At 72.6% G+C, this 26,921-nt stretch carries 22 protein-coding genes and 1 tRNA gene; 4 read left to right on the forward strand and 19 right to left on the reverse strand.

The annotated features are described in order from the left end of the window. Positions 1-140 precede the first annotated feature (140 nt). The 6 genes from EUA98_RS13795 to EUA98_RS13820 all read right to left on the reverse strand — a co-directional run bounded on the left by EUA98_RS13795 (position 141) and on the right by EUA98_RS13820 (position 6,263). Positions 141-1,475 (reverse strand): sugar transferase, encoded by a 1,335-nt coding sequence (locus EUA98_RS13795; protein ID WP_242511523.1) that lies wholly within the window; start codon positions 1,473-1,475, stop codon positions 141-143. A 366-nt stretch (positions 1,476-1,841) separates the two neighbouring features. Then, entirely contained in the window at positions 1,842-2,453 is a 612-nt protein-coding gene (gene pth / locus EUA98_RS13800; RefSeq protein WP_130103273.1) for an aminoacyl-tRNA hydrolase, read from the reverse strand. Between the two features lie 107 nt (positions 2,454-2,560). Further along, positions 2,561-3,187, reverse strand: a complete 627-nt coding sequence (locus EUA98_RS13805; protein WP_130103274.1) for a 50S ribosomal protein L25/general stress protein Ctc — start codon at positions 3,185-3,187, stop codon at positions 2,561-2,563. 263 nt (positions 3,188-3,450) lie between these two features. Continuing rightward, the gene (locus tag EUA98_RS13810) at positions 3,451-4,431 is read right to left on the reverse strand and encodes a ribose-phosphate diphosphokinase (RefSeq protein ID WP_130103275.1); all 981 of its coding nucleotides are present in this window, start codon (positions 4,429-4,431) and stop codon (positions 3,451-3,453) included. Then, the gene (glmU, locus tag EUA98_RS13815) at positions 4,431-6,020 is read right to left on the reverse strand and encodes a bifunctional UDP-N-acetylglucosamine diphosphorylase/glucosamine-1-phosphate N-acetyltransferase GlmU (RefSeq protein ID WP_242511524.1); all 1,590 of its coding nucleotides are present in this window, start codon (positions 6,018-6,020) and stop codon (positions 4,431-4,433) included. The genes EUA98_RS13810 and glmU overlap by 1 nt, the downstream gene beginning before the upstream one ends. Before the next feature lie 171 nt (positions 6,021-6,191). Beyond that, positions 6,192-6,263 (reverse strand) — tRNA-Gln (locus EUA98_RS13820). A 98-nt stretch (positions 6,264-6,361) separates the two neighbouring features. Between EUA98_RS13820 and EUA98_RS13825 the strand changes: the two genes are divergently transcribed. Together EUA98_RS13825 and EUA98_RS13830 are read left to right on the forward strand one after the other, a co-directional pair. Further along, positions 6,362-6,982 (forward strand): TetR/AcrR family transcriptional regulator, encoded by a 621-nt coding sequence (locus EUA98_RS13825; RefSeq protein ID WP_130103306.1) that lies wholly within the window; start codon positions 6,362-6,364, stop codon positions 6,980-6,982. A gap of 75 nt (positions 6,983-7,057) precedes the next feature. After that, on the forward strand, positions 7,058-7,582 hold the full coding sequence (locus EUA98_RS13830; RefSeq protein ID WP_130103277.1) for a MarR family winged helix-turn-helix transcriptional regulator: 525 nt from the start codon (positions 7,058-7,060) through the stop codon (positions 7,580-7,582). A 55-nt stretch (positions 7,583-7,637) separates the two neighbouring features. Here EUA98_RS13830 and EUA98_RS13835 read toward each other — a convergent pair whose 3' ends face one another. The 10 genes from EUA98_RS13835 to EUA98_RS13880 all read right to left on the reverse strand — a co-directional run bounded on the left by EUA98_RS13835 (position 7,638) and on the right by EUA98_RS13880 (position 21,376). Beyond that, positions 7,638-9,479, reverse strand: coding sequence for an ABC-F family ATP-binding cassette domain-containing protein (locus tag EUA98_RS13835; protein WP_130103278.1), 1,842 nt, complete (start codon positions 9,477-9,479; stop codon positions 7,638-7,640). A 60-nt stretch (positions 9,480-9,539) separates the two neighbouring features. Next, positions 9,540-10,511 carry a 4-(cytidine 5'-diphospho)-2-C-methyl-D-erythritol kinase gene (locus tag EUA98_RS13840; protein WP_130103279.1) on the reverse strand — a complete coding sequence of 324 codons (972 nt, stop codon included), beginning with the start codon at positions 10,509-10,511 and terminating at the stop codon, positions 9,540-9,542. Then, the gene (gene rsmA / locus EUA98_RS13845) at positions 10,508-11,461 is read right to left on the reverse strand and encodes a 16S rRNA (adenine(1518)-N(6)/adenine(1519)-N(6))-dimethyltransferase RsmA (RefSeq protein WP_130103280.1); all 954 of its coding nucleotides are present in this window, start codon (positions 11,459-11,461) and stop codon (positions 10,508-10,510) included. The genes EUA98_RS13840 and rsmA overlap by 4 nt, the downstream gene beginning before the upstream one ends. 63 nt (positions 11,462-11,524) lie before the next feature. Further along, a complete protein-coding gene (locus EUA98_RS13850; RefSeq protein ID WP_242511525.1) occupies positions 11,525-12,763 on the reverse strand; it encodes a resuscitation-promoting factor in 1,239 nt (412 codons plus the stop codon). A 296-nt stretch (positions 12,764-13,059) separates the two neighbouring features. Further along, a complete protein-coding gene (locus EUA98_RS13855) occupies positions 13,060-14,310 on the reverse strand; it encodes a resuscitation-promoting factor (RefSeq protein ID WP_242511526.1) in 1,251 nt (416 codons plus the stop codon). A 234-nt stretch (positions 14,311-14,544) separates the two neighbouring features. Beyond that, positions 14,545-15,456 (reverse strand): TatD family hydrolase, encoded by a 912-nt coding sequence (locus EUA98_RS13860; RefSeq protein ID WP_130103282.1) that lies wholly within the window; start codon positions 15,454-15,456, stop codon positions 14,545-14,547. A gap of 28 nt (positions 15,457-15,484) precedes the next feature. After that, positions 15,485-17,173, reverse strand: coding sequence for a methionine--tRNA ligase (metG, locus tag EUA98_RS13865; protein ID WP_130103283.1), 1,689 nt, complete (start codon positions 17,171-17,173; stop codon positions 15,485-15,487). Between the two features lie 166 nt (positions 17,174-17,339). Next, positions 17,340-18,632, reverse strand: a complete 1,293-nt coding sequence (locus EUA98_RS13870; RefSeq protein ID WP_242511527.1) for a PQQ-dependent sugar dehydrogenase — start codon at positions 18,630-18,632, stop codon at positions 17,340-17,342. Positions 18,633-18,795: 163 nt separating this feature from the next. Further along, a complete protein-coding gene (locus EUA98_RS20295; protein ID WP_242511528.1) occupies positions 18,796-19,233 on the reverse strand; it encodes a DUF559 domain-containing protein in 438 nt (145 codons plus the stop codon). 958 nt (positions 19,234-20,191) lie between these two features. Further along, positions 20,192-21,376, reverse strand: a complete 1,185-nt coding sequence (locus EUA98_RS13880; protein WP_130103285.1) for an aminotransferase class I/II-fold pyridoxal phosphate-dependent enzyme — start codon at positions 21,374-21,376, stop codon at positions 20,192-20,194. 80 nt (positions 21,377-21,456) lie between these two features. On the opposite strand from EUA98_RS13880, the gene EUA98_RS13885 reads away from it, so the two are divergent. Further along, a complete protein-coding gene (locus EUA98_RS13885; protein WP_130103286.1) occupies positions 21,457-22,083 on the forward strand; it encodes an isochorismatase family protein in 627 nt (208 codons plus the stop codon). A 36-nt stretch (positions 22,084-22,119) separates the two neighbouring features. On the opposite strand, the gene rsmI is transcribed toward EUA98_RS13885, so the two are convergent. Further along, positions 22,120-22,989 carry a 16S rRNA (cytidine(1402)-2'-O)-methyltransferase gene (rsmI, locus tag EUA98_RS13890; RefSeq protein ID WP_207219095.1) on the reverse strand — a complete coding sequence of 290 codons (870 nt, stop codon included), beginning with the start codon at positions 22,987-22,989 and terminating at the stop codon, positions 22,120-22,122. A gap of 69 nt (positions 22,990-23,058) precedes the next feature. Between rsmI and EUA98_RS13895 the strand changes: the two genes are divergently transcribed. Beyond that, the gene (locus EUA98_RS13895; RefSeq protein WP_242511529.1) at positions 23,059-24,777 is read left to right on the forward strand and encodes a dolichyl-phosphate-mannose--protein mannosyltransferase; all 1,719 of its coding nucleotides are present in this window, start codon (positions 23,059-23,061) and stop codon (positions 24,775-24,777) included. Positions 24,778-24,780: 3 nt separating this feature from the next. Here EUA98_RS13895 and EUA98_RS13900 read toward each other — a convergent pair whose 3' ends face one another. Continuing rightward, positions 24,781-26,262, reverse strand: coding sequence for a beta-N-acetylhexosaminidase (locus tag EUA98_RS13900; protein WP_130103289.1), 1,482 nt, complete (start codon positions 26,260-26,262; stop codon positions 24,781-24,783). Between the two features lie 50 nt (positions 26,263-26,312). Beyond that, positions 26,313-26,831: a MarR family winged helix-turn-helix transcriptional regulator gene (locus EUA98_RS13905; RefSeq protein ID WP_130103290.1), complete on the reverse strand. Its 519-nt coding sequence runs from the start codon at positions 26,829-26,831 to the stop codon at positions 26,313-26,315. Positions 26,832-26,921 lie beyond the last annotated feature (90 nt).

Consider the following 26,921-nt stretch of genomic DNA (forward strand, 5'->3'; position numbering starts at 1 on the left):
GCCCAGCTCCTGATCGACAACGACTTCTACCGCGAGGTCAACGAGATCACCCGCCGCCAGCCCCGCAGCTGACCGGGATCGCGTCGGGAGTTGACCGCCCGGCCACGTGCGAACGGTCGCCCGCTGCTGGCCTGCGCACTTCAGTAGGCTCCGGAGCCACCCAGGACGGCACGTCCGGTCTTCCACAGGATCATCAGGTCCATCGTGATCGACCAGTTGTCCACATACCGCAGGTCCAGGTGGATCGACTCCTCCCAACTCAGGGACGCACGGCCGCTGACCTGCCACAGCCCGGTGAGGCCCGGCCGCACATGGAGCCGACGAAGCACACGGTCGCGGTAGCCGTCGACCTCTTCCGGGAGCGGCGGCCGGGGACCGACCAGCGACATGTCCCCCGTGACCACGTTGAGCAGCTGGGGAAGCTCGTCGATCGAGTAGCGCCGCAGAACCTTCCCGACCCGGGTCACCCGCGGGTCGTCCAGCATCTTGAACATGAGGCCGTCGCGGTCGGAGTGCTCGAGCAGCGCAGTCCGCCGCGCTTCGGCGTCCACGTACATGCTCCGCAGCTTCCACATCGTGAACTTCGTGCCATCGACGCCGACCCGCTGCTGCTTGAAGAACGCGGGGCCTGGACTCGTGGCACGGACGGCCACTGCGGCGGCTGCGATCACGGGGGACGCCGCGAGCAAGATCAGCCCGCCGAGCACTCGGTCGAGGACGGACTTCGCGATCATCCGGCGCCGCGGGGAGGCCGTCTCGACCTCGAGCAGTGACAGCCCGGCGGTCGGACGCAGCGACACGCGCGGGCCGAGGACCTCGACCAGCCCCGGGGCAACCACGAGCTGTGCGCCGACGCGGCCCAGCGCCCACGACAGGCGGCGCAGCGGCTCGCCGGACAGTTCACCACCCGCGACGATCACCACCTCGGCGGCGTGGTCGTAGGCGACCTGCGGGATGTCGGCGAGCGCCCCAAGGGTGCGCAGGCCCACCTGGGGCGCCGTGTCAGTGACCGACGGGAGGCAGATGCCGATCACCTGGTAGCCGTGGTGCGGCGCCGCTCTGAGATTGCGCACGACGCCTTCGACCGACGCCGGGTCTCCGACGACGAGCGTGCGCGACATCGACTCACCAGCGGAGCGGCGCCTGTGCAGCGCCTGCCGCAGGAGGTGCCGCCCGACGAATGCGCCGAGCACCAGGAGGACGAGCTGGGACGCCACGAGGACCCGGGGAACTTCCAGCTCCAGGGCGACCGCGACCAAGGCGATCGCGGCGAGGGCCAGGCCACCAGCCCGCAGCACCGCCTGGAACTCTCCCGGACCGTCGCCGAGCACCCGGCGGTCGTAGCCCCGTGCGACAGCGACCATGCCCAGGAACGCGACGAGCACGCCCACCCCCCAGGCGACGCTGCTCAGGGAGAGGGCGGATGTCGCGGCCAAGGTCAGCCCGATGACCCCGATGCCCACCACGAGGTCCATGCTGGCAACCGACCGCGCGTACCCCACCGCCTGGTCACGCCAGCGGACGCCCGACTCCTCTGAGCCAGCCAGCGGACGCGGTCGGGCGACGAACGGCTGGGCTGATGCCCACGAGAGGTGCGTTCCGGACGCCGTGCGTCGACGGTCCGCTTCACCGGGATCGCCGAGTGACTCTCGATCATCAAGCAGCGTCATGGTGGTCCCATCGGGTGTTCGGCTTGTCTCAGCCCAACGCTAGGCGGGACTTCGTGCCGGTAGGGACCGGTATGCCCGATTTCACCCACTCGGCGGCGAATTCTTACACGAGTGGATCAACCGTCGGCAGGAGACAAGGCGAGCTTCGGGCCAGCATCGCCGACGACCGGGCTAGGCGTTCTTCGTGTGGACCGTGAGCTGAGCCTTTTCGAGGCCCTGGGTGACCACGAGCTCGGTCGCGTCGGCCGCGGCATCGATGAGCCAGGGCAGCTCCTTGCGCTCCGCCGCAGCGAAGTCCCTGAGCACGTAGTCGGCCGCTTCCATCCGACCGGGCGGACGCCCCACGCCGACGCGCACGCGGACGTAGTCCTTCGTGCCGAGCGCCTTGGTGATGTCCCGGAGCCCGTTGTGGCCACCCTCGCCGCCGCCCGTCTTCAGCCGGAGGTCCGCGAACGGGATGTCGATCTCGTCGTGCACGACGACGACGTGATCCGCGTCGACGCCGTAGTACTGCGCGAGGCCCGCAACCGGGCCGCCGGAGACGTTCATGTAGGTCGACGGCTTCGCCAGCACGACCCGCGGACCGGGCACACCACCCGGGAGCATCCCGAGGCGCGCCTCCGCGGTGGCAGCGCGTGCCCCGCCGATGGCGCGCGCGGAGAAGGTCTCTCCCGCGCGACGGGCGAGCTCGTCGAGCACCATCTGCCCGACGTTGTGCCGGTTGCCGGCGTAGTCGGGTCCGGGGTTGCCGAGCCCGACCACGAGCCAGAGCCCGTCAGACATCGTGCGTCCTTCCGTTGCGGACAGGGGGACCGAACGCCGCAGCGCCCGGCACCGAGGTGACGGTACCGGGCGCTGCAGGTCGGTCTACGACCGAGGTTCGAGCAGGATCACACTGCCGGGGCAGCCTCAGCGGCCGCAGCGGAGGCGGCGGCCTGGACGGCAGCAACCTCGGCGTCGGCAGCCTCGTCAGCGGCCGAGCTCTGCGGGACGGCGATGGTCACGACGATGCCCTCGGCGGACTCGGCGAGCGTGGTGCCCTCCGGAAGGACCAGGTCGGCGACGCGGATCTGCGTACCGGCCTCGAGGCCCTCGATCGACACCTCGATGGCGCTGGGGAGGTTGGTCGCGTCGGCCTCGACCGCGATGCGCTGCATCTCGACGAAGTGGATGGTGCCCGGGAACGCCTCGCCGACGATCTTGACGGGGACCTCGACGGAGACCTTCTCGCCCTTCGCGACGATGAGCAGGTCGATGTGCTCGATGACGTCCTTGACCGGGTCGCGCTGGATGTCCTTGGCGATGGCGAGGTGGGCCTTGCCATCGAAGTCGATCGAGAACAGCGCGTTGGTGCGCTTGAGCGCGAGCATCGTCAGGTGGCCCGGCAGGGACACGTGCAGCGGGGCCTCGCCGTGCCCGTACAGGACGGCGGGGATCAGGCCGGCACGGCGGGTGCGACGGGCTGCGCCCTTGCCGAAGTCGGTGCGGGCTTCGGCGCTGAGCTTGATCTCGGACATGGTGACTCCCAGAAGACGAGGTGCGTGAAACTCGGGTGCTTGCTGACTGCCTAGCTACAGTGCGCAGATGTATGGCCTCGACGCGGGGCGCAGGACGGGCACGCGGAGGCGACCGCCTTGTCGATCACGGGATCGAGCGGATCAGAGAATCCTGACCGTCCGACCTCCCTCGCCGAGGCAACCTGAGAAGTCTACCTGGCGAGGGGACCGGTGCGAAACACGGTCGCCGAGAGACGGCGTCGCGACGCCGATCAGAGGCCGGCTCAGGCCTGACCGTCGAAGAGCGAGGTCACCGACCCGTCGTCGAACACCTCGCGGATCGCGCGGGCGATCAGCGGGGCGATGGACAGCACGGTGAGCTTGGGGAACCGGTGCTCGTCGGGGATGGGCAGCGTGTCGGAGACGACGACCTCGGAGATGCGCGAGTTCTTCAACCGGTCGACGGCGGGCCCGGACAGCACCGCGTGCGTCGAGGCCACGATGACCTCACCCGCACCGTTGTCGAACAGCGCGTCGGCCGCCTGCACGATGGTGCCGCCGGTGTCGATCATGTCGTCGACGATCACGCACGTGCGGCCCTTGACCTGACCGACGAGCTCGTGGACCTTCGTCTGGTTCGGGACGGACGGGTCGCGCCGCTTGTGGATGATCGCGAGCGGGGCACCGAGACGGTCGGCCCACTGGTCGGCGAGGCGCACGCGCCCGGCGTCGGGCGAGACCACGGTGAGCTTGCTCGAGTCGACCCGGCCGCGCACGTAGTTGGCGAGCAGCGGAAGCGCCATCAGGTGGTCGACGGGGCCGTCGAAGAAGCCCTGGATCTGCGAGGTGTGCAGGTCCACGCTCATCAGCCGGTCGGCGCCGGCGGTCTTGAACAGGTCGGCCATCAGGCGGGCCGAGATCGGCTCGCGACCGCGGTGCTTCTTGTCCTGCCGGGCGTACCCGTAGAACGGCACGATCACGGTGATGGTCTTCGCGGACGCGCGCTTGAGCGCATCCACCATGATCAGCTGCTCCATGATCCAGACGTTGATCGGCGCCGCGTGGCTCTGCAGCACGAACGCGTCGGCGCCCCGGACGGACTCCCCGTACCGGACGTAGATCTCCCCGTTGGCGAAGTCGTACGCGGTCGTGGGGATCAGCTCGCTGCCGAGCTGCTCCGACACCGCGGCCGCAAGATCAGGGTGGGCACGTCCCGACACGAGGACCAGACGCTTCTCGTGCTCGTGCGCGGCAATCCCGGTCATCACTGGAGATCCTTCTCGGTCGCGGCGGGCGCGGTCTGCGGAGGGCGGACCACTGGTTGGGGCAACGTGGGCGGTGGGGTCGGGGGCGTGGCCTGGGCGGCCTCGCCGGCGCGGGCGCGCTCGGCACGGGCCTGCGGCGACAGCGAGTCGTCGCCGCCGCGCTCAGCCAACGCCTTCGCGGCGGCCTCCGCCGCGGGAGTTCCCGACCGGCTGCGCAGGACCCAGCCCTCGATGTTGCGCTGCGCGCCGCTGTTCACCGCGAGGGCGCCCGGCGGCACGTTGCGCCGGATGACCGAGCCCGCACCGGTGTACGCGCCGTCGCCGACGACGACCGGAGCGACGAACATGTTGTCCGAGCCGGTCCGCGCGTGCGACCCGATCGTCGTGTGGTGCTTGGAGACCCCGTCGTAGTTGACGAACACCGAGGACGCCCCGATGTTGGTCTGCTCCCCGATCGTGGCGTCGCCGACGTAGGTCAGGTGCGGCACCTTCGAGCCGGCCCCGATCACGGCGTTCTTCGTCTCGACGAAGGTCCCGATCTTGCCCTTCTCGCCGAGCACCGTCCCGGGTCGCAGGTAGGAGAACGGACCGACGAGGGCACCGGCGCCGATCACGGCGCTCGAGCCGTGCGTCCGCACGACGGTCGCCCGCGCACCGATCTGGACGTCCGTCAGGGTCGTGTCCGGCCCGACGACGGCGCCCGTGGCGACCCGGGTCGTTCCGAACAGCTGGGTGCCGGGCAGCAGCGTGACGTCCTGCGCGAGCTCGACGTCGACGTCGATCCAGGTCGTGGCGGGGTCGACGATCGTGACGCCCGCGAGCATCCAGTCGTCGAGGATCCGTCGATTGAGCTCGGCCCGCAGCGTGGCGAGCTGGGTGCGGTCGTTGACGCCCTCGACCTGCAGCGGGTCGTCCGTGCGCACGGCCCGGACGGCGCCGCCGTCGGCGTGGGTGATCGCGAGCACGTCGGTCAGGTAGACCTCGCCCTGCGCGTTGTCGCGCCCCAACCGGCCGAGCGCGCTGCGCAGCGCCGCGGCGTCGAAGACGTACACCGACGTGTTGATCTCCGTGATCGCCCGCTGGGCGTCCGTGGCGTCCTTCTGCTCGACGATCGCGACCACGTCCCCCGTGCCGGGCTCGCGCACGATCCGGCCGTAGCCGGTCGGGTCGACGACCTCGGTGGTGAGGACCGTGATCGCGTTCCCGTCGGCGGTGTGGGCCGCGAGCAGCTCCGCGAGCGTCGCGCCGTCGAGCAGGGGCACGTCCCCCGCGATGACCACCACGGCGCCGTCGACCACGGCATCGGTCGGCTCGGCGGGCGTCTCGAGGCGCGCCAGGTCGGCGTGCGCGGCGGCGTCCAGGATCGACAGCCCGCACTGGACGGCCCGGCCGGTGCCGGGGATGTCGTCCTGGTCGGCGATCAGCGCGTCGGGGTCGAGGCCGCGGACGTGCTCGGCGACCAGGTCGCGGCCGTGGCGCACGACGACGACGACCCGTTTGGGCTCCAGCTCACGGGCTGCGGCCAGGGCGTGGCCGAGCATGGATCGCCCGGCCAGGGTGTGCAGAACTTTCGGAACGGCGGACCGCATGCGCGTTCCCTCGCCTGCGGCGAGGACGATGACGGCTGCGGGGCACAGGGCGGTCACGACTGAAGGACTCCCAGCGAATCTGCCCGAGAAAAGCCCCCGGGGGCGCGGATATGTCGCTGCGTCACTCTACCGCCGCACGGCACCCCCCAGGTCCGACGGCGGCTCGCTGCGCTCCGCCCCCAGGATTCGAACCTGGACTGCAAGGCTCCAAAGGCCTGCGTGCTGCCGTTACACCAAGGCGGATCGGCCACGCCGAGCGCAGCAGAGCACACAGTCTGCCAGGCCAAACACGGCATGATGGCCCCGTGGCATCCGAGAGCAAGCGACCCCCCCGGGCCCGAATGACGGGCAAGGAGCGTCGGGAGCAGCTTCTCGCCGTCTCCCGCAAGCTGTTCGCGGAGAAGGGGTTCGAGGGCACGAGCGTCGAGGAGATCGCGGCGCGCGCCCAGGTGTCCAAGCCCGTCGTCTACGAGCACTTCGGTGGCAAGGAGGGCATCTACGCGGTCGTCGTCGACCGGGAGATCGAGATGCTCACCGGTGCGCTGACGGATGCCCTGATGCTCGGCGGGCACCCCAAGGCGGTCCTCGAGCGCACCGCGCTGGCCCTGCTGACCTATATCGAGTCGAACACCGACGGGTTCCGCATCCTGGTCCGCGACTCGCCCGTGGCGCAGGCGACCGGGACGTTCTCGTCCCTGATCGGCGACGTCGCCACGCAGGTCGAGCACCTTCTCGGGGAGCAGTTCAAGCGGCAGAACCTCGACCCGAAGACGGCCCCGATCTACGCGCGGATGCTCGTCGGGATGGTGGCCCTCACCGGCCAGCACTGGCTCGACACCCGCAGCCCGGCGAAGACCGACGTCGCGGCGCACCTCGTGAACCTCGCCTGGAACGGCCTGAGCGGGCTCGAGCGCAAGCCCACCCTCGGACGCCGGACGGACGAGTCGGGGACGAAGGGCTGAGGTCGCACGCCGGACCGCCCAGGCCCGGGCCCGCCCCGAACGCAAACTATCTCGACGTCGAGTAACCTGGCGAACATGCCAGCGGCCCCGGACGTGCACCTGCCCCGGGGTGAGGACGAGGTCGACCGGATCGTCGCCGCGTGGCACCGCGAGCGCCCCGACCTCGACATCGAGCCGCTGACGGTCTTCTCCCGCGTGACGCGGCTGGCCCGCCACCTCGACCTGGCGCGGCGCGGATCCTTCGCCCGGCACGACCTGGAGCCCTGGGAGTTCGACGTCCTGTCGGCCCTGCGACGGTCCGGCGCGCCGTACCGGCTCTCCCCCGGGGTGCTGCTCACCCAGACCCTGGTGACCTCCGGGACGATGACCAACCGGATCGACCGGCTCGCCGAGCACGGCCTCGTCCAGCGGCTGCCGGCGCCCGGCGACCGTCGCGGGGTGCTCGTCCAGCTCACCGATCGCGGTCTCGCCCAGGTCGATGCGGCGATGGCCGAGCTGCTCGACGTCGAGCGCGCCCTGCTGGCCGACCTCTCCGCGGAAGACCGGACCCGCCTGGCGCAGCTGCTGCACGACGTCGTGGCGCCGTTCGACGCCCTCTGACCTCGTACCTGCCGGCCCTCCTGCCGACCTCGCTACCTACCGACCTCGCACCTGCCTACGCAGACTCGGACAGCTCGAGCCACAGCTCCTCGAGCTCCCCGCGCTCGGCCGCCAACGCCCGGAGCTCGGCGTCCAGCGCCGCCACGGCCACGAAGTCGGTGGACTGGTCGGCGAGCTTGGCGTGCAGCGCCTTGACGAGCTGGGCGATCTTCGCCAGCCGCCGGTCGATGCGGGCGAGCTCCTTGCGGGCGGCCCGCGACTCGGCCGCGCTCGGCGCGGTGTCGTCCGTGTCCGCCTGGGCCACCACGGGCTCGGCGCGCGCGACGGGGGACGACTCCGCCGCCAGCTCGGCCGCGTGCCGCAGCTCGAGGTACTGCTCGACGCCGCCGGGCAGGTCCCGGATCGCGCCGTCCCCCATCAGCGCGACCTGCCGGTCGCAGACGCGCTCGAGCAGGTACCGGTCGTGCGAGACGACGATGAGCGTGCCCGGCCAGCCGTCGAGGAGGTCCTCGAGCGCGGCGAGGGTGTCCGTGTCGAGGTCGTTGGTGGGCTCGTCGAGCAGCAGCACGTTCGGCTCGCCGACCAGCAGCCGCAGGAGCTGCAGCCGGCGACGCTCCCCACCGGACAGCTCGCGCACGAGCGTCCGGGCGCGTTCGTTCGTGAAGCCGAGGCGTTCGACCAGCTGGGCCGCGGTGAGCTCCTTGCCCCCGACGGACACGACCCGCTTCTCGCTCTCGATCACCTCGACCACCGACAGCCCGGCCACCGCGTCGAGGTCCTCGACGTCCTGGGTGAGCTCGGCGACCTGGATGGTCTTGCCGCGCTTGACCCGGCCCGACGTCGGCGTGAGCTTGCCGGCGAGCAGGCGCAGGAGAGACGTCTTGCCCGACCCGTTGACGCCGACGATGCCGTACCGGTCGCCGGGACCGAGCCGCCAGGTGAGGTCGTCGAACAGCACCTTCGGCGGCGCGCCGGGCACGTCGCCCCCGAACCGCAGCGTCACGCCCTCGAGATCGAGCACGTCCTTGCCGAGCCGCGACGTGGCCATCCGGGTCAGCTCGAGCGGGTCGCGCGGCGGCGGCTCGTCCGCGATGAGGGCCTCGGCGGCGTCCATGCGGTACTTGGGCTTGGTGGACCGGGCCCGCGCGCCGCGGTGCAGCCACGCGAGCTCCTTGCGCAGCAGGTTGTTGCGCTTGTCCGCGCTCGACGCGGCGGACCGCGCCCGCTCGGCCCGCGCCAGGACGTACGCGGCGTAGCCACCCTCGTACTGGGCGACCTCGCCGAAGCCGATGCTCCCCGTCACCTCCCACATGCGGGTGCAGACGGCGTCGAGGAACCACCGGTCGTGGGTGACCACGATGAGCGCACCCTTGCCCTGCGAACCGCGCCCGAACCGCTCGGAGAGGTGCTCGGCGAGCCACGCGACCCCCTCGACGTCGAGGTGGTTGGTCGGCTCGTCAAGCGCGATGATGTCGTGGTCCCCGACCAGCAGCGCGGCCAGGGCCGTGCGGCGGCGCTGCCCGCCCGAGAGCGTCGCGACGTCGCTGTCCAGGTCCAGGTCGGACAGCAGCCCGGCGTGCACGGACCGGACCCGCGGGTCGGACGCCCAGGTGTGCTCGGCGGACGCACCATGGACGAGCTCGCGGATCGTCGTGCCGGCCGGGAGCTCGTCACGCTGGTCGAGCAGCGCGACGTCCGCGCCGCCGGCCCGGGTGATGCGGCCGGCGTCGGGCAGGCCCCGCCCGGCGAGCATGCCCAGCAGGGTCGACTTGCCCGCGCCGTTGGGGCCGACGACGCCGATCCGATCGCCGTCGTCGATGCCGAGGCTCACGGAGTCGAACAGCGTGCGGGTACCGAGGGTGAGCGAGATCGAGTCCGCTCCGAGCAGGTGGGCCATCGAATCATTTCGTCGAGAAGGGGTGGGTGGGCGGACCGGGCGCCGGGCGCCCGGTCGAAGTCAGTCGGAGTCGTCGGTCCCGCCGACGGCCGCGCTGCCGCGGGTGGTCTGGATGACCCGGGCGCCGGGCACCGGCCCGACGGCGGTCATGACCTCGTCGGCGACCCCGGCGGCCGTCATGGCCGCGGCGATCACGAGCGCGTGCTGGCGGCTGCGGGCGAGGGCCGCCACGGTGGGTCCCGAGCCGGAGACGAGCACGCCGAGCGCACCGGCATCCTGCGCGACCGCCAGCGGTTCGGCGAGGGAGGGGGCGAGCTCGAGCGCGGCGTGCTGCAGGTCGTTGTGCAGGGCCCGTCCGAGCGCGTGCGGATCCCCGGCCCGCAGCGCCTGCATGAGCGCACGGTCGGCCTCCGGCTCGAGCCCGGTCGCCCCCGCGATGAGCTCGTCGAAGACCCCGAAGACCCGCGCCGTCGACAGCCCCTGCTCCCGGACCGCGAACGCCCAGTGATACTCGCCGCGACTCATCGCGGGCGCCAGCAGGTGACCGCGACCGGTGCCGATCGCGGTGTGGCCGATCAGCGGGAAGGGCACGTCCGAGCCGAGCTGCGCGGCGAGCTCGACGAGCTCCTCCCGGGGCAGCCCGGTTCCCCACAGCGCGTCGCACGCGACCAGTGCCGCGGCCGCGTCCGCCGAACCCCCAGCCATCCCGCCCGCGACCGGGACGGCCTTGTGCAGGTGCAGGTGCACGCCCGCCTCGATGCCGGTGTGCGCGGCGAGCAGCTGGGCCGCGAGCAGCGCGAGGTTGGTCATGTCGGTCGGCACGCGGTCGGCGTGCTGACCCGAGACGGTCACCCGCAGGTCGTTCGACGGGCGCGCGACCACCTCTTCGAAGAGCGAGACCGCCTGGAACACCGTCGCCAGGGGGTGGAAGCCGTCGGACTCGCGCGCACCGACGCGGAGCGACAGGTTGACCTTGCCGGGCGCACGTACTCGCACCTCACGGTCTGCGCGGGGCGGACTGGCGGGAATCACGCCTCCACTGTGCCAGGTTCGCGGCTCGGGTCGCCTTCGGAGCCCGCCGGCGCTGCGCCGTCGGTCGGGTCGACGGTCTCGGCGATGGCCTGGGCGATGCGAGCGAAGTCCTCGATCGCGAGCCGCTCCCCGCGCGCCTGGGGATCCACCCCCGCCGCGGTGAGCACCTGGACGGCCCGCTCGGGCGAGCCCGCGAGCGAGGCGAGGGCCGAGCGCAGCATCTTGCGTCGCTGCGCGAAGGCCGCATCCACGACCGCGAAGACCTCCTGCCGGGAGGCGGTCGTGGCGGGCGGCTCGCGCCGCTCGAGGGCGACGAGCGCGGAGTCGACGTTCGGCACCGGCCAGAACACGCTGCGCGAGACGGTCGACGTGCGCCGGGCCGAGGCGTACCAGGCCGCCTTGGCGGAGGGCACCCCGTACGTCCTGCTCCCGGGCGGGGCGGCCAGACGATCGGCCACCTCGGCCTGGACCATGACCACGACCCGCTCGAGGCTCTCGAACCGCTCGAGGAACGTGAGCAGCACCGGTACCGAGACGTTGTACGGCAGGTTCGCCACCAGGGCGGTGGGCGGCGGCCCCGGCAGCTCGGTCACGTTCAGCGCGTTCGCGAGCACGACGTCGAGCCGGTCGCAGGTGCCGTCCTCGCGGGCGAGGCCGGGCAGGTGGGCCGCGACCGTGGCCGGCAGCTCGCGGGCGAGCAGCGGATCGATCTCGACCGCCACGACGGACGCGCCCGCCTCGAGCAGTCCCAGGGTCAACGAGCCGAGCCCGGGGCCGACCTCGACCACACGCTCGCCCGGTGACACGCGCGCCGAGCGGACGATCTTGCGCACGGTGCCGCCGTCGATCACGAAGTTCTGGCCGAGCGTCTTGGTCGGGCGAAGGCCCAGGCGCCCCGCCAGGTCCCGGATCTCGGCCGGGCCCAGCAGGGCGCCTGGGATGTCAGTCATGGTCAACGAGCCTAGGGCCACGACCGGAGTGCTCCCGGACCGCGCCCGTCCGCAGGCGTTTCCTCAGCTGAACAGCCGCGGGCCGCAGTGCGGCCACTGGCCGGCACCCGAGCGGTTGTAAAGCATCTTGGCGCGCATGGTCTGCTCGTCGGCCGGGGCCGCCGAGGGCAGCCCCGAACCGCCGACCGAGCCCCAGGTCGACACCGAGAACTGGTACAGGCCGTGGTACGCGCCGCTGGCCGAGACGGCCGTCGGGCGGCCACCGGACTCGCACGCGGCGAGGGCAGCCCAGTTGAGCGAGTCAGCGCTGCCGCCGACGTTCGGGTCGGCCGCGGCGCCGCTGCTGGCTGCCGGGGCCGGGGTGGCCACGACCACCGGGCGCACCTTGGTGCCGACGCTCACGATCTGGCCGACGGGTGCGGCCACGACGGCGTCCGAGATCAGCTCGCGAGCGGTCTCGACGCCGTCGACGGTGGTGATCCGGTTGACGATCGTGCGCTGCCCCTCGACGCCCACGGTCGTGACCTTCTTCTGCCCGACGTAGCGGGCCGGGTCTGGCTGGTCGACCGACTCGAACGCGATCGGCTGGCTCTCGGCGACATCCGCGACGACGACCCGGGACACCACGATCGTGACGGCGCCGGTGGTCGAGTCCTGCACCGAGACGCGGTCGTACTCCGTCAGCACGACCCCGAGCTCGTCCAGCACCGCGGCGAGCCCGAGCGAGCCGTCGCGGGCGGTGAGAATCTGCCCGTCCACGGCGACGTCGACCGGCCCATCGAGCGTGAGCTCGATCGGCAGGGCCGCACGGCCGCCGGCGGCGGAGCGGCTGGCCACGAGGCGGACGTCCGCACCGCGGCTGGCCAGGGTGGTGAGGGCCTCGTCGGCGCTCAGCGCCGTGGTCCAGACCTCGGTCTGGACGCCGTCCACCTGCACGTCGACGCGCTTCGCGTACCGGACGACGATCTCGGAGCCGTCGGTCAGCGCGCTCGAGGTCTCGGGGGCGACCGTGTCGCGCTCACCGACCTCGATGTCGTTCTTCTCGAGGAAGCCCTCGACGCTGCCGGCGTACGTCGTCACGCGGGTGACCTTGCCGTCGACGTCGAGCGTGATGGTCTTGTTGGCCGCGCCGAAGGCGACCGTGCCGCCGGCGACGACGGCCGCCGAGGCGACCAGTGCGGCGATGGCGAAGCCGCGACGGCCTCGCGGGGCGCCGGGGCGGTCAGCCCGCGCGGCGCGATGGGTGCGATGGGATCGGAGAGGGGCGGACAGGGCGGAGGTGAACGAGGTGATGGGGTGCACGCGGATCCAGTCGTCGAGCTACCCGGGCACGTGGGATGGGCCACGCCCACTAGGAGCGCACAGCGTCCGGACGACGAGTCGCCACGAATGGTTCTCTCCCGTGTACCGGGTCGAACCTGCTGGGCCCGGATCCCCGATCCGGCCGTCATGGCACGGGGCTGAAGGGCCCCGAACCAGGTGTCAGGCGACGCGAGGCCCGCATAGCATGCGGGCCAATACCACCAGTGCGACACGCCAAAGTAACCGATTCGTGACCTTCGTGCCAATCGGCGAATCAGTTCCAGCCCTCGGCTGTGTCAGTACCAGCCCTTGGCGGTGAAGGACTGCCAGGCCCCGCACGGGGTCCCGTAGCGGCCGCCGATGTAGTTCAGACCCCAGGTGATCTGGGTCGCCGGGTTGGTGCGCCAGTCGTCGGCGACGGTCGCCATCTTCGAGCCCGGCAGGGCCTGCGGGATGCCGTAGGCGCCGCTCGAGGTGTTCTCGGCGGAGACGTTCCAGTGGCTCTCGTGGTTCCAGAGCTCGACCAGGCAGGAGAACTCGTCGTCGCCCCACCCGCGGGCCGCAGCGAGCTCCTTGCCGATGGCCTGCGCGCTGCCGGGGGTCACCGATGGGGCATCGGGGACGACCCGCGTGCCGACCGTGACGACCTGTTCGACGGGCGCATGCAGGACGACCTCGGCGATCACGGTGCGCGCGACCTCGGCGCCGCCGAGCGAATCGGTCGCGAAGGTGATCTGACGCTCGCCGGCCCGGCCGGTCGTCGTCACCTTGCGGGTACCGGCGGCGATCGAGTCGTCCTCGACGATGCGTTCGGTGAACGGCATCACCTCGCTCGTGGTGCCGCTGCCCTGGGCGGCGCGCGTGACGAGGACCACGAGCCCGTCCACCGAGGTCGCGGCCAGGGGCACGGACACCTGATCGCCGTCGGCGAGCACGAGCCCGATCTCCTTGAGCGCCTCGCGGACGGTCGGGGCGCTCGTGAGTCCGTCGATGACCTGACCGTCGACGGCCAGGTGGATCGTCTTGAGCGTCGACACGCGCAGCACGGCGCCGCGCCCGAGCGTGGCGGACCGCGACGCGGACAGACGCGCACCGTCGCCGCGGACCCCGAGGTCGGCCACGGCCTCGCCCACGGTGAGTGCGGTGGTCCATACCGTGCGGTCCTCGCCGTCGAGCGCCACGGTGATCTCGCGACCATGCCGCACGACGATCTCACCGCCGTCGGCGATCGCGTCGGCGAGCGCGGGGGCGACGAGGTCTCCCTCGCCGACGTCGATCCCGGCGCCGGCCAGGACGTCGTCGACCGTGCGCCCGAAGGCGCTGACCTGGCGGGCTGCGCCGTCGACGTCGACCGAGACGGACTTGTGCATGACCGCGAACGCGCTGCTGCCGCCGGCGACCAGGGCGAGGACCACGCCCTGCGCGGCCAACCGGCTCGCGCGTTCGGCCGGGCGCCAGGCGAGCAGTCGCGCGAGGGGCGAGCGGGGACCGGCACCGAGGCCGACGAGTGCGCTCTCGCGCCCCTCGGCGATAGTCCGGTCCGGCACGCGATCGCACCCTTCGTTGGTTCTGGCTCGGGGACTGCGGGGAACTGCGCCTTGCAGGTGGTCACGGGTGCTGCCTCTCGGCGGCAACCGGCGCTCGACCGTAACCGATCCGTGACCAGGACCGTTAACCGGGCCGGCTGCGGTGTGGATGACGATTCGGGGCAATTCGCCCGGCCGACGGCGCTCGGCCACCCGTCCGGCGCAATCGTCCGCAATCGTCCCGTCCGACCAACCTCACCAGGATCCGTAGACCTCGGTGGACGTCGCGGCGAGCGTGCGGCACATCTGGTCCAGGTCGACGCCCCGGACCTCCGCGACGGTGCGGACGGTCAGCGGCAGGAGGTACGGGGCGTTGGGTCGACCGCGGTACGGGTGCGGGGTCAGATAGGGCGCATCGGTCTCGACCAGCACCTGCCCGAGCGGCACCTCGCGGAGCGCATCGCGCAGCGCGGCGTTGTTCGGGATCGTGACCGGGCCGGCGAACGAGAGGTACCAGCCCTGCGCCGCGCAGAACCGCGCCATCTCGGCGTCCCCCGAGAAGCAGTGGAAGACGGTGCGCTCGGGCGCCCCGTCGCGCGCGAGGACGTCGAGGACGTCGGCGTGCGCGTCCCGGTCGTGGATCTGCACCGCCAGGCCGAGCTCCTTCGCGAGGGCGAGGTGGGCCCGGAACGCGGCGACCTGGGCGACGCGACCGTCCGGGCCGCAGCGGAAGTAGTCGAGCCCGGTCTCGGAGATCACCCGGATGCGGTCGTTGGCCCGCGCGAGATCGGCGATCTCGGTGATCGCCGCATCGAGCCCCCGGGCGTGCTCGGGCCGCGCCTGCGGGGCGAGCCCGTCCGGGCCGACGTCGCGCGCGCCGGCGAACAGCGTCGCCTCGTTCGGGTGGATGGCGATCCCGCCCAGCAGCTCCGGGTGCACCCGCACGACCTGATCGGTCCACCGGGCCGCGGCGAGGTCGCACCCGATCTGCACCATCCGGGGCACCCCGACAGCGGCTGCGCGGGCGAGCTGTTCCGCGAGGGTCGGGGCGGTCTCCCCCGACGGGAGCTCGGCGGCCGAGTCGAGGTGCGTGTGGTTGTCCACGACGTCGGCCGGCAGCCGTTCGGGCGCCTCCGGCCAGCTCCGGTCCCGCGCCCGCCGACTCACCGGCACCGCCCGCCGGCGCGAGGGTCGGTCACGTCAGGGGCTCTTGGGGGTCTTCCAGCCGGGGGAAGAGGGCGGCACCCTTCGTGATCGGGGTGCCCGCCGGAAGCTGGCCGAACACGCCCGCGGCGGAGACCTGCTGCTCGGCCAGCGGACCGAGCGGACCCTGCGCGCCGAGCAGCGTCCACAGCTCGGCGGCGGCCTTCGGCGTGACCGGGTTGAGCAGCACGGCGAGCGCGCGCAGGGCTTCGGCAGAGGTGACCAGGATGGTGGCGAGGCGACCGCCCTGGCGGAAGGCGCCGGCGTCGGGCAGCCCTGCGGAACTCTCCCGCTCTGCTGCGCCTTCCCGCTCTGCTGCGCCTTCCCTCTCTGAGGGATCCTTCGCCACCTGCCACGGTGCCTGCTCCGTGATGTACCCGTTGGTCGCCTCGACGATGGTCCAGACGGCGTTGATCACCTCGTGCAGGGCCATCCGGTCGATCGCGTCCTCGGCGTCGGCCACCGCCTTCGCCGCGACGTCGGCCAGGGCGAGCTCCCCCGGCCCGGGCTCCCCGGCGGCCGGCAGCGCGCCGCCGAAGTACTTGGCGACCATCGCCGCGACGCGGGAGGCGAGGTTGCCGAACCCGTTCGCGAGCTCGGCGTTGTACCGCGCCGAGAGGTCCTCCCAGGAGAACGAGCCGTCCTGGCCGAACGGGATCGCCCGCAGGAAGTAGTACCGGAACGCGTCGGAGCCGAAGTGGTCGATGATCTGGCTCGGCGCGATGCCGGTCAGCTTCGACTTGCTCATCTTCTCGCCGCCCACGAGCAGCCAGCCGTGCGCGAAGACCTGCTTGGGCAGCGGGAGCCCGGCGGCCATCAGCATGGCCGGCCAGATCACCGCGTGGAACCGCAGGATGTCCTTGCCGACGAGGTGCACGCTCGCGGGCCAGGTCCGCTCGAACCGCTCGCGCTCGGCCGGGTCGTCGCTGCCGTAGCCGACGGCGGTCGCGTAGTTGAGCAGCGCGTCGAACCAGACGTAGAGCACGTGGGTGGTGTCCCACGGGATCGGGATGCCCCAGTCGAACGTGTTGCGCGAGATCGACAGGTCCTGCAGGCCCTGCTTGACGAACGCGAGCACCTCGTTGCGCGCGCTCGGCGGCTGCACGAAGGTCGGGTTGGCCTCGTAGAAGTCGAGCAGCTTCTGGGTGTACTCGCTCATCTTGAAGAAGTAGTTCTGCTCGGCCAGCATCTCCACGGGCCGGCCGTGGAGGGCGCAGACGAGCTCGCCCTCGTACTCGCCGGTGCCCGGGACCAGATCGCCCGGGAGCTTGTACTCCTCGCAGCCGACGCAGTACGGACCCTCGTACGACCCGGCGTAGATCTCGCCCTTGTCGTGCAGGTCCTGGATGAACGTCTGGACCCGGGTCGTGTGCCGGTCCTGCGTGGTGCGGATGAAGTCGTCGTTGCGGACGTCGAGCACGCCCAGGACGGGCTTCCAGGACGCCTCGACGAGCCGGTCCGCCCAGGCCTGCGGGCTCACGCCGTTGGCCTCGGCGGTGCGCATGACCTTCTGCCCGTGCTCGTCCGTGCCGGTCAGGAACCAGACCGGCTCCTGCCGCTGCCGGTGCCAGCGCGTGACCATGTCCGCGGCCACCGTCGTGTACGCGTGCCCGATGTGTGGGGCGTCGTTCACGTAGTAGATGGGCGTGGTCAGGTAGAAGGGCTTGCGGGGATCGGGCATGGGGTCATCGTAGGGCTGGCCGGACAGCAGGCCGCCCCGGGTGTCGCAGGGCGGGCAGGAGGGCCGGACGGCGGTCCGGCGGGCGGCAAGGCGGGCTGCTGGGCTGGCGGCGGGCGGGCGGGCGGGGGCGGGCGGGTCGTCCGGCCGGCGGCCGGGGCGGCGGGCGTCAGCCGACGGTGACCCGCACGATGCGATCGTCGCCCGGTCGGGGGTCGCCGCGACCGTCGGTGTTGTTCGTCATGACCCAGAGCGACCCGTCCGGCGCCACCACGACGGCCCGCAGCCGGCCGAGCTCGCCCGCGAGCAGCGCCTGGGGGCGGCCGACGCCGTCGGCCGTCAGGGGCGCACGCCAGAGCCGGGCGCCCCGCAGGCCGGCGAGGTAGACCCCCTCCGAGGTGACGGCGAGGCCGCTCGGCGAGGCGTCCGACGTCGGCCAGGTGATGAGCGGGTCGGTGAAGCCGCGGTCGGTGCCGCCGGTGCCCTCGACCACCGGCCAGCCGTAGTTCGCGCCCGGCACGATCGCGTTGAGCTCGTCGAACGTGTTCTGGCCGAACTCGGCGGCGAACATGCGGCCGTCCGGCGCCCAGCCCAGGCCCTGCACGTTCCGGTGCCCGAGCGTCCACACCGGCGAGCCGGGGGCCGGGTTGCCGGGGGCCGGGTCGCCGTCGGCCGTGATGCGCAGGATCTTGCCGCCGAGGTTCGCCGGGTCCTGCGCGTTCGCGGGGGTCGCCGCGTCGCCGGTGGTGACATACAGGAAGCCGTCGGGACCGAACGCGAGCCGACCGCCGTCGTGGTTGGCAGCCTTGGGGATGCCGTCAAGGACGGGCTGGAGCGCTCCGAGCGTGTCGCCCGCGAGGGTGGCTCGGACGACCTCGTTGCCGTCCGCGACGGTGCGGTAGAGGTAGACCTCGCCGGCGTGCGGTCCCCCGGCGGGGGCGATCGCGATGCCGAGCAGGCCCGCTTCGCCGTCGGGCATGGTCGTCGCCGCGAGGTCGGCTGCGCCCGGTCCGTCGACGCGCGTCACGTCGCCCGCCGGGCCGACGACGACCACCCGCGCCTCGTCGCGAAGCGTCACCAGCGCGGCCCCGTCGGGGCGGAAGGCCAACCCCCAGGGGGCGTCCAACCCGGTCGCGACGTCGGTCGCGCTCGTGACGTCGACGGTCGGGATCTCGACGACGGCTGGCGGCGTCGGGGCAGCGGTCGCGGTCGGAGCTGCCGGGCTGGCGGGGGTGGCCGTCGGCGAGTCCTGCGAACCGGCCGTGGTGCCCGCTCGGGGGGCCTCGCCGGTGCCGACGCAGCCCGCGAGCGCGACACACCCCGCGACGACGGCACCAAAGCCGGCTGCGCGCCAGGGCCGTCGCCCGGCCCCGCCCGCACGCACGGCTCCAGGCCGATCTGCCCGCCCGCCGGGAGCGTCCCCGCCAGCGGCGCCGCCCACCATCCTCGGGACGATCCCCATCTGCCCCCTCCGCCGCCGTTCTGTCGAAGTCATGCTGCCAACGTCATGCTGCCAAAGTCATGCTGCCGCAGTTCGGCACCTGCCCAAAGCGATGCCCACAGCCGCGCCTGGTGCGAGTGCGGCGCACGAGGCCACTGGGACTCCACTCTGGACACTGACTGACTCATTCGCCACTGGCGCGGCTGTCAGCACCGGCGAGGGTCGCGAGAACGGCGCGCACCACGATCTGCGGATCACGGACCACGTCTTCGAACGTGAACCGAAGCACGACGTACCCCTGCCGCACCAGCTCCCGGTCCCGGCGCCGGTCCTCCCGGTACTCGGCGCGGCCGGAATGGTAGGCGAACCCGTCCAGCTCGACGACGATCCGGCCCGCGACCAGGAGGTCGACCCACCCGACGCCCAGGATCCTGACGGCTGGCTCGGCCGACAGGCCCGCTCGGGTGAGAGCGAGGCGGGCAAGGGTCTCCGTCAGGGACTGGCTCCGCCCGTCCGCCTGGCGGAGCGCGGTCAACGCCCGAACCCGCAGAGGGCCACGCACGTGAGCGGCGATCTGGTCCACCGTGACCCGCCGGGCCGCGAGCGCTGAGTCGATCGTCACCAGGGCCGCATCCGAAGGGACGCACGTCAGCATGCGAGCGAGCGTGTGTGCCACCGCTGCGACCGGTCCGCGCGCGTCCTGCGCCAGCTCGCTCCCATCCTCGCGATGGAGCACGGCGGGCCAGGCTTTCCGAACCCGGGAGGGTGTGCGGCCCCTCGAGCGGGGGACGGACAGGTGCGGGGCGGGCGGGACCGTGAGCACCGTGAAGCCGTACAACACAGCGGCGGTCACACAGGTCACCCGTGCCCGGTGCACGCAGGCCGAGACGAGAGTCGCGTCTACACCGGCGCACGCGTAGACGCCCTGCGCAACCCGCACGACCTCCCCCACCTGCACCGATCGGGCGAGCTGTCTCGCTTCAGCGGAGGTCGCGGCGAGGTCAGACCAGCGCGCGACCCCTCCACGGCTCATCAGATTCTCGAGTGGGTCCATGGCCGAGAGGCTCACCCCACAACCGGCCAGCCGGCCCGAGGCAGACGGCCGGGTGTGGAGAGCCGTGCGCAACCCCAGACCGGGGACGGGTCAGGACCGGGAGACGCGCCGGCCCGACACGCACACGGGAACGGGGCGGGTCCGGCAGACGAGCTGGCCCGACACGCGAGCGGGAACGGGTCGGGACCGGCAGACGGGCCAGTTCCACCCGTGCACGGGAACGGGTCGGGACCGGCAGACGAGCTGGCCCGACCCGCGCGCGGAGACGGGACGCGAGTCGGGCCGACTGGCGGGGTGTCGGAGCACGGAATGCGGCCGAGGCGCGGTCCGGACAGCCGCACCTGTGACGGGTGGTGCTCGAGGACCTCACTGGGGCGCCCCACTTTCCCCACCGGTCACGTGAGCACCACGCGCGGCTGTCCGCACCGGAGACGGGACGGTTCGGGGCGGGGGGGCGGGGCGGGGCACCGGGGACGGCGGGCGGGGCGGGGCGGCCCGGAGGAGGAGGGCGGGTTGTGGGGGGGGGCTACTCGAGGCGGGTGAGGCCCTTGCGTAGGCCGCGGACGGCCTGGGCGATCCGCTGCTCGTTCTCGATCAGGGCGAATCGCACGTACTCGTCGCCGCCCGGGCCGAACCCCAGGCCCGGTGAGACGGCCACGTCGCACTGCTGGACCAGATGCGTCGCGAACTCGATCGACCCCATGTCCCGGTAGGGCTCCGGGATCCGCGCCCACACGAACATCGTGCCCCGCGGCCGGTGGACCTCCCAGCCGATCCGGTCCAGCCCGTCCACCATCGCGTTGCGGCGGGACTCGTACACCGCGTTCACCTCGGCCGGGAACTGCCCCGCTTCCTGGAGCACGACGGTCGCCGCGATCTGGATCGGCTGGAACGTCCCGTAGTCGAGGTAGCTCTTCAGCTTGGCGAGCGCGGCCACCACGTCCGGCCGGCCCGCGAGGAACGCCACGCGCCAGCCGGCCATCGAGAACGACTTGGTCATCGAGTACAGCTCGACGGCCACGTCCTTGGCGCCGACGCACTGCAGGATCGACGGCGGCCGCCAGCCGTCGAAGGACACGTCCGCATACGCGAAGTCGTGCACCAGCACCACGTCCCGCTCGCGGGCCCAGTCCACCAGCCGCTGCAGGTCGGCGAGCTCGACGGTGGTCGTGGTCGGGTTGTGCGGGAACGAGAGCACCACGACGCGCGGCCGCGGCCACCCGAGCTCCCAGGACTCCATCACCCGGTCGATGTACCCCGAGCCGCCGGTCCCGCCGCCGATCGGGACCTGCCGCGTGTCGGCGCCGGCGAGGTACGGACCCCAGATGTGGATCGGGTAGCTCGGCGTCGGCACGATCGCCGCGTCACCCGGCTGGAGCAGCACCCACATGAGGTGGCTGAACCCCTCCTTCGCCCCGATCGTCGAGAGCACCTCGGTGTCGGGGTCCAGCACGACGCCGAACGAGCGCAGGTAGTGGTCCGCGAGCGCCTGGCGCAGCTTGGGGATGCCGCGGGACGCCGAGTAGCGGTGGTTGCGCGAGTTTCGGGCCGCCTCGCCCAGCTTCTCGACAGCGATCGCGGGCGACGGCAGGTCCGGATTCCCGAACCCGAGGTCGACGACGTCGCGACCGGCACGACGGGCCTCGAGCTTGATCCCGTCGATGATCGTGAACACGTAGGGCGGCAGGCCGGGGATGCGTCGGAACTCCATGACCGAACGCTAGTCGCCCGCGGGAAGTCCCGACCGCCTCGCGGCGTTCTCACTGTGAACGACGCCGAGAAGAGGAACCCATGCCCCCCACGACGCACCCCGGTTCCGGTTCCGGACGAGAGGCGACCCATCGGGCCCTGCTGGTGGTCGACGTGCAGCCGACGTTCTGCGAGGGCGGATCGCTCCCGGTCGACGGCGGCCACGACGTCGCGGCTCGCATCGCCGACTACGTGAAGGCGAACCGCGACCGCTACGACCTGGTCGTGACGACGCAGGACTGGCATGTCGACCCCGGCACCCACTTCGCCCGCCCGCCGGCGGTCCCCGACTTCGTCGACACCTGGCCCCCGCACGGCATCGCCGGCACCCCGGAAGCCGAGCTGCACCCCGCGCTCGCGGACCTGCACCCCGACGCGAGCGTCAAGAAGGGCGCGTACGTCGCCGCCTACTCGGGCTTCGAAGGGGTCGACGACGTGAGCCGGTCGTTGCGGATCATCCTGACCGACGCCGCGATCACCGACGTCGACGTGGTCGGCCTGGCGGAGTCGCACTGCGTCCGGGAGACCACGATCGACGCGCTCCACCTCGGGCTGCGGGCGCGCGTGCTGACCGACCTGACCGCGCCGGTGAGCCCGGCGCAGGGTGCTGCCGCGCGCGCGGACATGGCGTCGGCCGGCGCAACCCTGGTGCCGTCGACGGCGCTCTGACCTGCGGACCGATCGTCGGCGCGGTCCCGACGGGACTCAGTTCCCGGCGGGCCGTGTGCTCCCGACGGGCCGCGAGCGCTGCGCGATCGCAGCGGCGTACAGCTCGCGCTTGCCGACGCCGGCCGCCTCGGCGACCTCCGCGACGGCTTCCTTGAGACGCTCGCCGTTGTCGGCCCGGGTGAGGACCTCCGCGACGACGTCGGCGACCGACGCCGTGCGGGTCGGCGCCCCACCGACCACGACCGAGATCTCGCCGAGCACCTCTCGCGCCGCCGCCCAGGCCGCGAGCTCGCCGAGCGGGAGCCGGACGACCTCCTCGTAGGTCTTGGTCAGCTCGCGGCACACCGCCGCGGGCCGGTCGGACCCGAACCCTGCGGCCATCGCGACGAGCGTGTCCGCGAGCCGGCGCGGGGACTCGAAGAAGATCATGGTGCGGCGTTCGCCGGCGAGGTCGGCGAACGCCCGGCTGCGCTCGCCGGACTTGCGCGGCGGGAACCCCTCGAAGCAGAAGCGGTCGGTCGGCAGCCCTGACAGCGCCAGGGCGGTGAGGACGGCGCTCGGTCCGGGCGCGGCCGTGACGGGCAGCCCCGCCTCGACCGCCGCGCCCACGACGCGGAACCCCGGGTCCGAGACGGTCGGCATGCCGGCGTCGGTGACGACCAGCACCGTCCCGCCGCCGCGCACGACGTCGAGCAGCTCGCCGGCCCGTGCGACCTCGTTGTGCTCGTGGAAGCTGACGACCCGCCCGCCGATCTTCACCCCCATGCGTGCCGCGAGCGCGTGCAGGCGCCGGGTGTCCTCCGCGGCGACCACGTCGGCCTCGGCCAGCAGGCGGCGCAGGCGGAGCGAGGCGTCCTCGACGTCGCCGATCGGAGTCGCGGCAAGGACAAGGCGGCCAGCGGTCATGGGCCTGAGTTTCCCATGCGCACCGCCGGGGAGGCGCACGCGCCCGGGTCGCCCACCTACGATGACGGCGTGACGATCAGCCCAGGGGCCGGCGGCGAGACCGGTCGTTCCCCTCATGGACGTCACCTGGCGGTCCACCCGGTGCAGCACCCCGATGGCGAGACGTCCACCGAGCCGGCCGAGCTGACCGAACTCCCCGAACCCCCGGAACCCCCCGAGCCCACCGAGACGCGCCTGCTGCGCCGCCTGCTCGGGGACGCGACGCTCCGCCTCGGCACGACCCGCACCGACCGGCTCTGGGGCTGGCTCGGACCGGCGCTCGTCACCGTCCTGGCGGCGTTGGCCCGGTTCCCGAACCTGGGCCGCCCGCACAAGCTCGTCTTCGACGAGACCTACTACGTCAAGCAGGCGTACACGCTGCTGCGGGTCGGCTACGAGGCCCGCTGGGGCACCGATCCGAACCCGGCGTTCGAGGCCGGCGACGTCGACACGTACCTGTCCCGTGCGGATTACGTCGTGCACCCGCCGGTCGGCAAGTGGATGATCGCCCTCGGCATGGAGGTCACCGGACCGACCAGCTCGGTCGGCTGGCGCCTGTCGGCCGCCGTCGTCGGCACGCTGAGCGTCTTCATGCTGGCCCGCATCGCCCGCCGCCTGTTCGCCTCGACCCTGCTCGGCACGATCGCGGGCGGGCTGCTCGCGGTCGACGGCGAGGCGATCGTGCACTCGCGCACCGGCCTGCTCGACGCCTTCGTGATGTTCTTCGCGCTGGCGGCGTTCGGCGCGCTCCTGATCGATCGCGAGCAGGCCCGACGGCGGCTGGCGCACCTCGTCGCGGGCCGACTCGACTCGGGCGGCGCGCTGACCGGGTGGGGTCCGGGTCTGTCGATCCGCTGGTGGCAGGTCGTGGCGGGGGTCCTGCTCGGGCTGGCGATCGGCACCAAGTGGTCGGGCCTGTACTTCCTGGCGGTGTTCGGGCTGCTCACGGTGGCCTGGGACGTGTCTGCTCGGCGTGCGGTCGGCGTCCGGCAATGGCTCCCGGCCGGGATCCTGCGCGACGGCGTGCCCGCCGCCCTGACCCTGGTCCCCCTGGCGGCCGTGACCTACCTGGCGAGCTGGTTCAGCTGGTTCCGGTCCCCGGGGGCGTACCTGCGCGACTGGGCGGCCACCCACCCCGGCGAGGGCGTGGCCTGGCTGCCGGAGTCGCTGCGCTCGCTGTGGAAGTACCACGGAGACATGTGGGAGTTCCACAACAACCTGGCGACCGCGCACTCGTACGCGGCGCACCCGCTCGGCTGGCCCGTGCAGTGGCGGCCGACGTCGTTCTTCTACGAGACTCCCGTACCGGCGAACGCGGCCTGCGGCTCCGACCGCTGCTCGCAGGCGATCACCGCGCTCGGCAACCCGATCCTGTGGTGGGGCGCGACCGTGGCCATCGTGGCGGTGGTGTGGTGGCTGGTGCGCACCCGCGACTGGCGCGCCGGTGCGGCCCTGTCCGGCATCGTCGCCGGCTGGTTGCCGTGGTTCGCGTACGCGCACCGCACGATCTTCACGTTCTACTCGATCGCGTTCCTCCCGTGGATGGTCCTCACGCTCACGTACGCGATCGGAAAGGTCCTCGGCAATGCGAGCGACGCCCCCGCCCGCCGCCGCCGCGGCGTCCGCTGGGTGGCCGGCTACCTCACGCTGGTGCTCGTGGTGAGTGCGTTCTTCTACCCGGTGTGGACCGCGCAGGTGGTGCCGTACTGGTTCTGGCGGCTGCACATGTGGTTCTCGACCTGGGTGTGACGGCTACCAGTCGACCTGCGGGCTGCGGTACCAGGCGAGCCCGGCGTGGTCCCACAAGGCGGCCTGTCCGGCCACCCGGGTCCGGAAGCCCTCCCAGTCCCGGCTGTCGGCCGGCGACCAGGCCACCTCGGCGACCGCCGCCAGCCGCGGCAGCAGCATGCCGAACAGGTCGTCGCCGGTCGTGATCGTCTCGGTCCAGACCGCGGCCTCCACGCCGAGGATCGACCCCGCCGGCAGCCCCGGGATCAGGTCCTCGGGCTCCCACTCGTAGGCGTCGCGCAGCTCGATGTGCCCGGCCCACTCGAGGCCGAGCTCGGTGGCGGCGTCGTACTTCATGTCGAGGTACACCTTCGAGCCGGGCGAGAGCAGCAGCGTGGCCCCCGCGAGGGCCGCCGCCACGAACGGCTCGGTGGCCACCCGCGTGTCCCAGTACTGCACGACGGCGCCCGGGTCGAGCGGCGCGCCGACGATCTCCTGCCAGCCGACGACCTTCTTGCCGGCCGCGTGCGCGATGTCCTGCGCCGTGCGCACGAACCAGGCGTACTCCGGCGCGCCGAGGCCGAAGACCTCGTCGCCGCCGATGTGCAGGTACTCCCCCGGCGTCATCGCCGCGAGGTCGGTGAACACGTCCGTGAGGAAGCGTGCCGTCGCGGGCAGGTCCGGGTCCAGCTGGCTGAAGCCCACCTCGATGCCCGTGTACGCGCTGGTGGCCTCGCCGGTCGGGGTGAGCTCGCCGTACGCGTGCAGCGCCGCATTGATGTGCCCGGGCATGTCGATCTCGGGCACGATCGTGATGTGCCGCGCCGCCGCGTAGGCCACCAGGGTCGCGTAGTCCTCGGCGGTGTAGAACCCGCCCGCGCCCCCGCCGACCTCGCCCTGCCCGGAGAGCTCGGTGAGCAGCGGGCGCGACGGCAGCGCGATCCGCCACCCCTGGTCGTCCGTGAGGTGCAGGTGCAGCACGTTGAGCTTGTAGTCGCCCATCACGCTCAGCACCGCCTTGACCAGGTCGACGCTCAGGAAGTGCCGCACGACGTCCAGGCTCAGCCCCCGCCAGGCGTACCGGGGCCCGTCCTCGATGACCACCGCGGGCACCTCGAGCACGCCGTCCGCGCCGCGCACGCCGAGCTGGCGCAGGGTGGTCAGCCCACGCAGCAGGCCGGCCGGCGTCGGCGCCGTGATCTCGATCCGGACGTCGGTCACGGTCAGTGCGTACCGCTCGGCCGCCTCCGCGCCCGCCGGACCAGCCTGCGGGTCGAGTGCGAAGGCGATGACCTGCCCCTCGCCGTCGGCCCCCATCACCAGGTCGATCGGGTGACCGACCCGGCGCCCGACGAGGTCCGCCGCGAGCACCCCGAGCGAGATCTCCTCGGGGGTGTCCCCCGTCACGAGCCGCAGACCGGGTCCGAAGCGGAAGGCCGGCCCGTCGACCCGGACGAGAGAAGAGGGCACGGGGACGAGGGCGATCGAGTCGGGCACGGTGACCATTCTGGCGAGGTTTCGGTCCGGGGTCGGGCGGGCCGGCACGTGGACGGTGCTCAGGATCCGCACTCGTCGGGGACGACCGGGCCGGTCCGCGGGAGGGCCCGTTGGCGCTGGTCGACCGCCTCGAGGCCGGCGGAGATCGCGAGCGCGATCACGCGGAGCAGTTCGACCTGGTCGGGTCGCAGCGGGTCGAAGACCCCCGCATGCACCGCCTCGACATGGCCGGGGGCCGCAGCCACCAGGACGTCGAAGCCGACGTCGGTCAGGACGGCCACGTAGCCGCGCCCGTCGGTCGGGTGCCGCTCACGACGCACCCAGCCGGCCTCCTCGAGCCGGGCGACCGCGTGGGAGGTCCGGGAGGCGGAGGCGTTCAGCAGGCCCGCGAGCTCACTCATCCGCAGCGACCTGCCCTCGGCTTCGGAGAGCATCGCGAGGACCAGGTAGTACGCGTGCGGCATCCCCGAGGTGTGCTGGAGCTGGCGGTCGAGCACGGCCTGCAGGGTCCCGCTCATGGTGATCAGCGCGCGCCACGCACTCTGCTGCTCGTCGGTCAGCCAACGGGTCTGGGTCACTGCCACATCGTAGAGCCGCGGACCCTGCGCGCCCTGCCGAAGCACGCCTGGGTCTGCGCGGAGCATCCCTGGGCTCGGAGGGCACCGGCT

The organism is Pengzhenrongella frigida (genome assembly GCF_004168625.1).
In the GTDB taxonomy this organism is placed as follows: domain Bacteria; phylum Actinomycetota; class Actinomycetes; order Actinomycetales; family Cellulomonadaceae; genus Pengzhenrongella; species Pengzhenrongella frigida.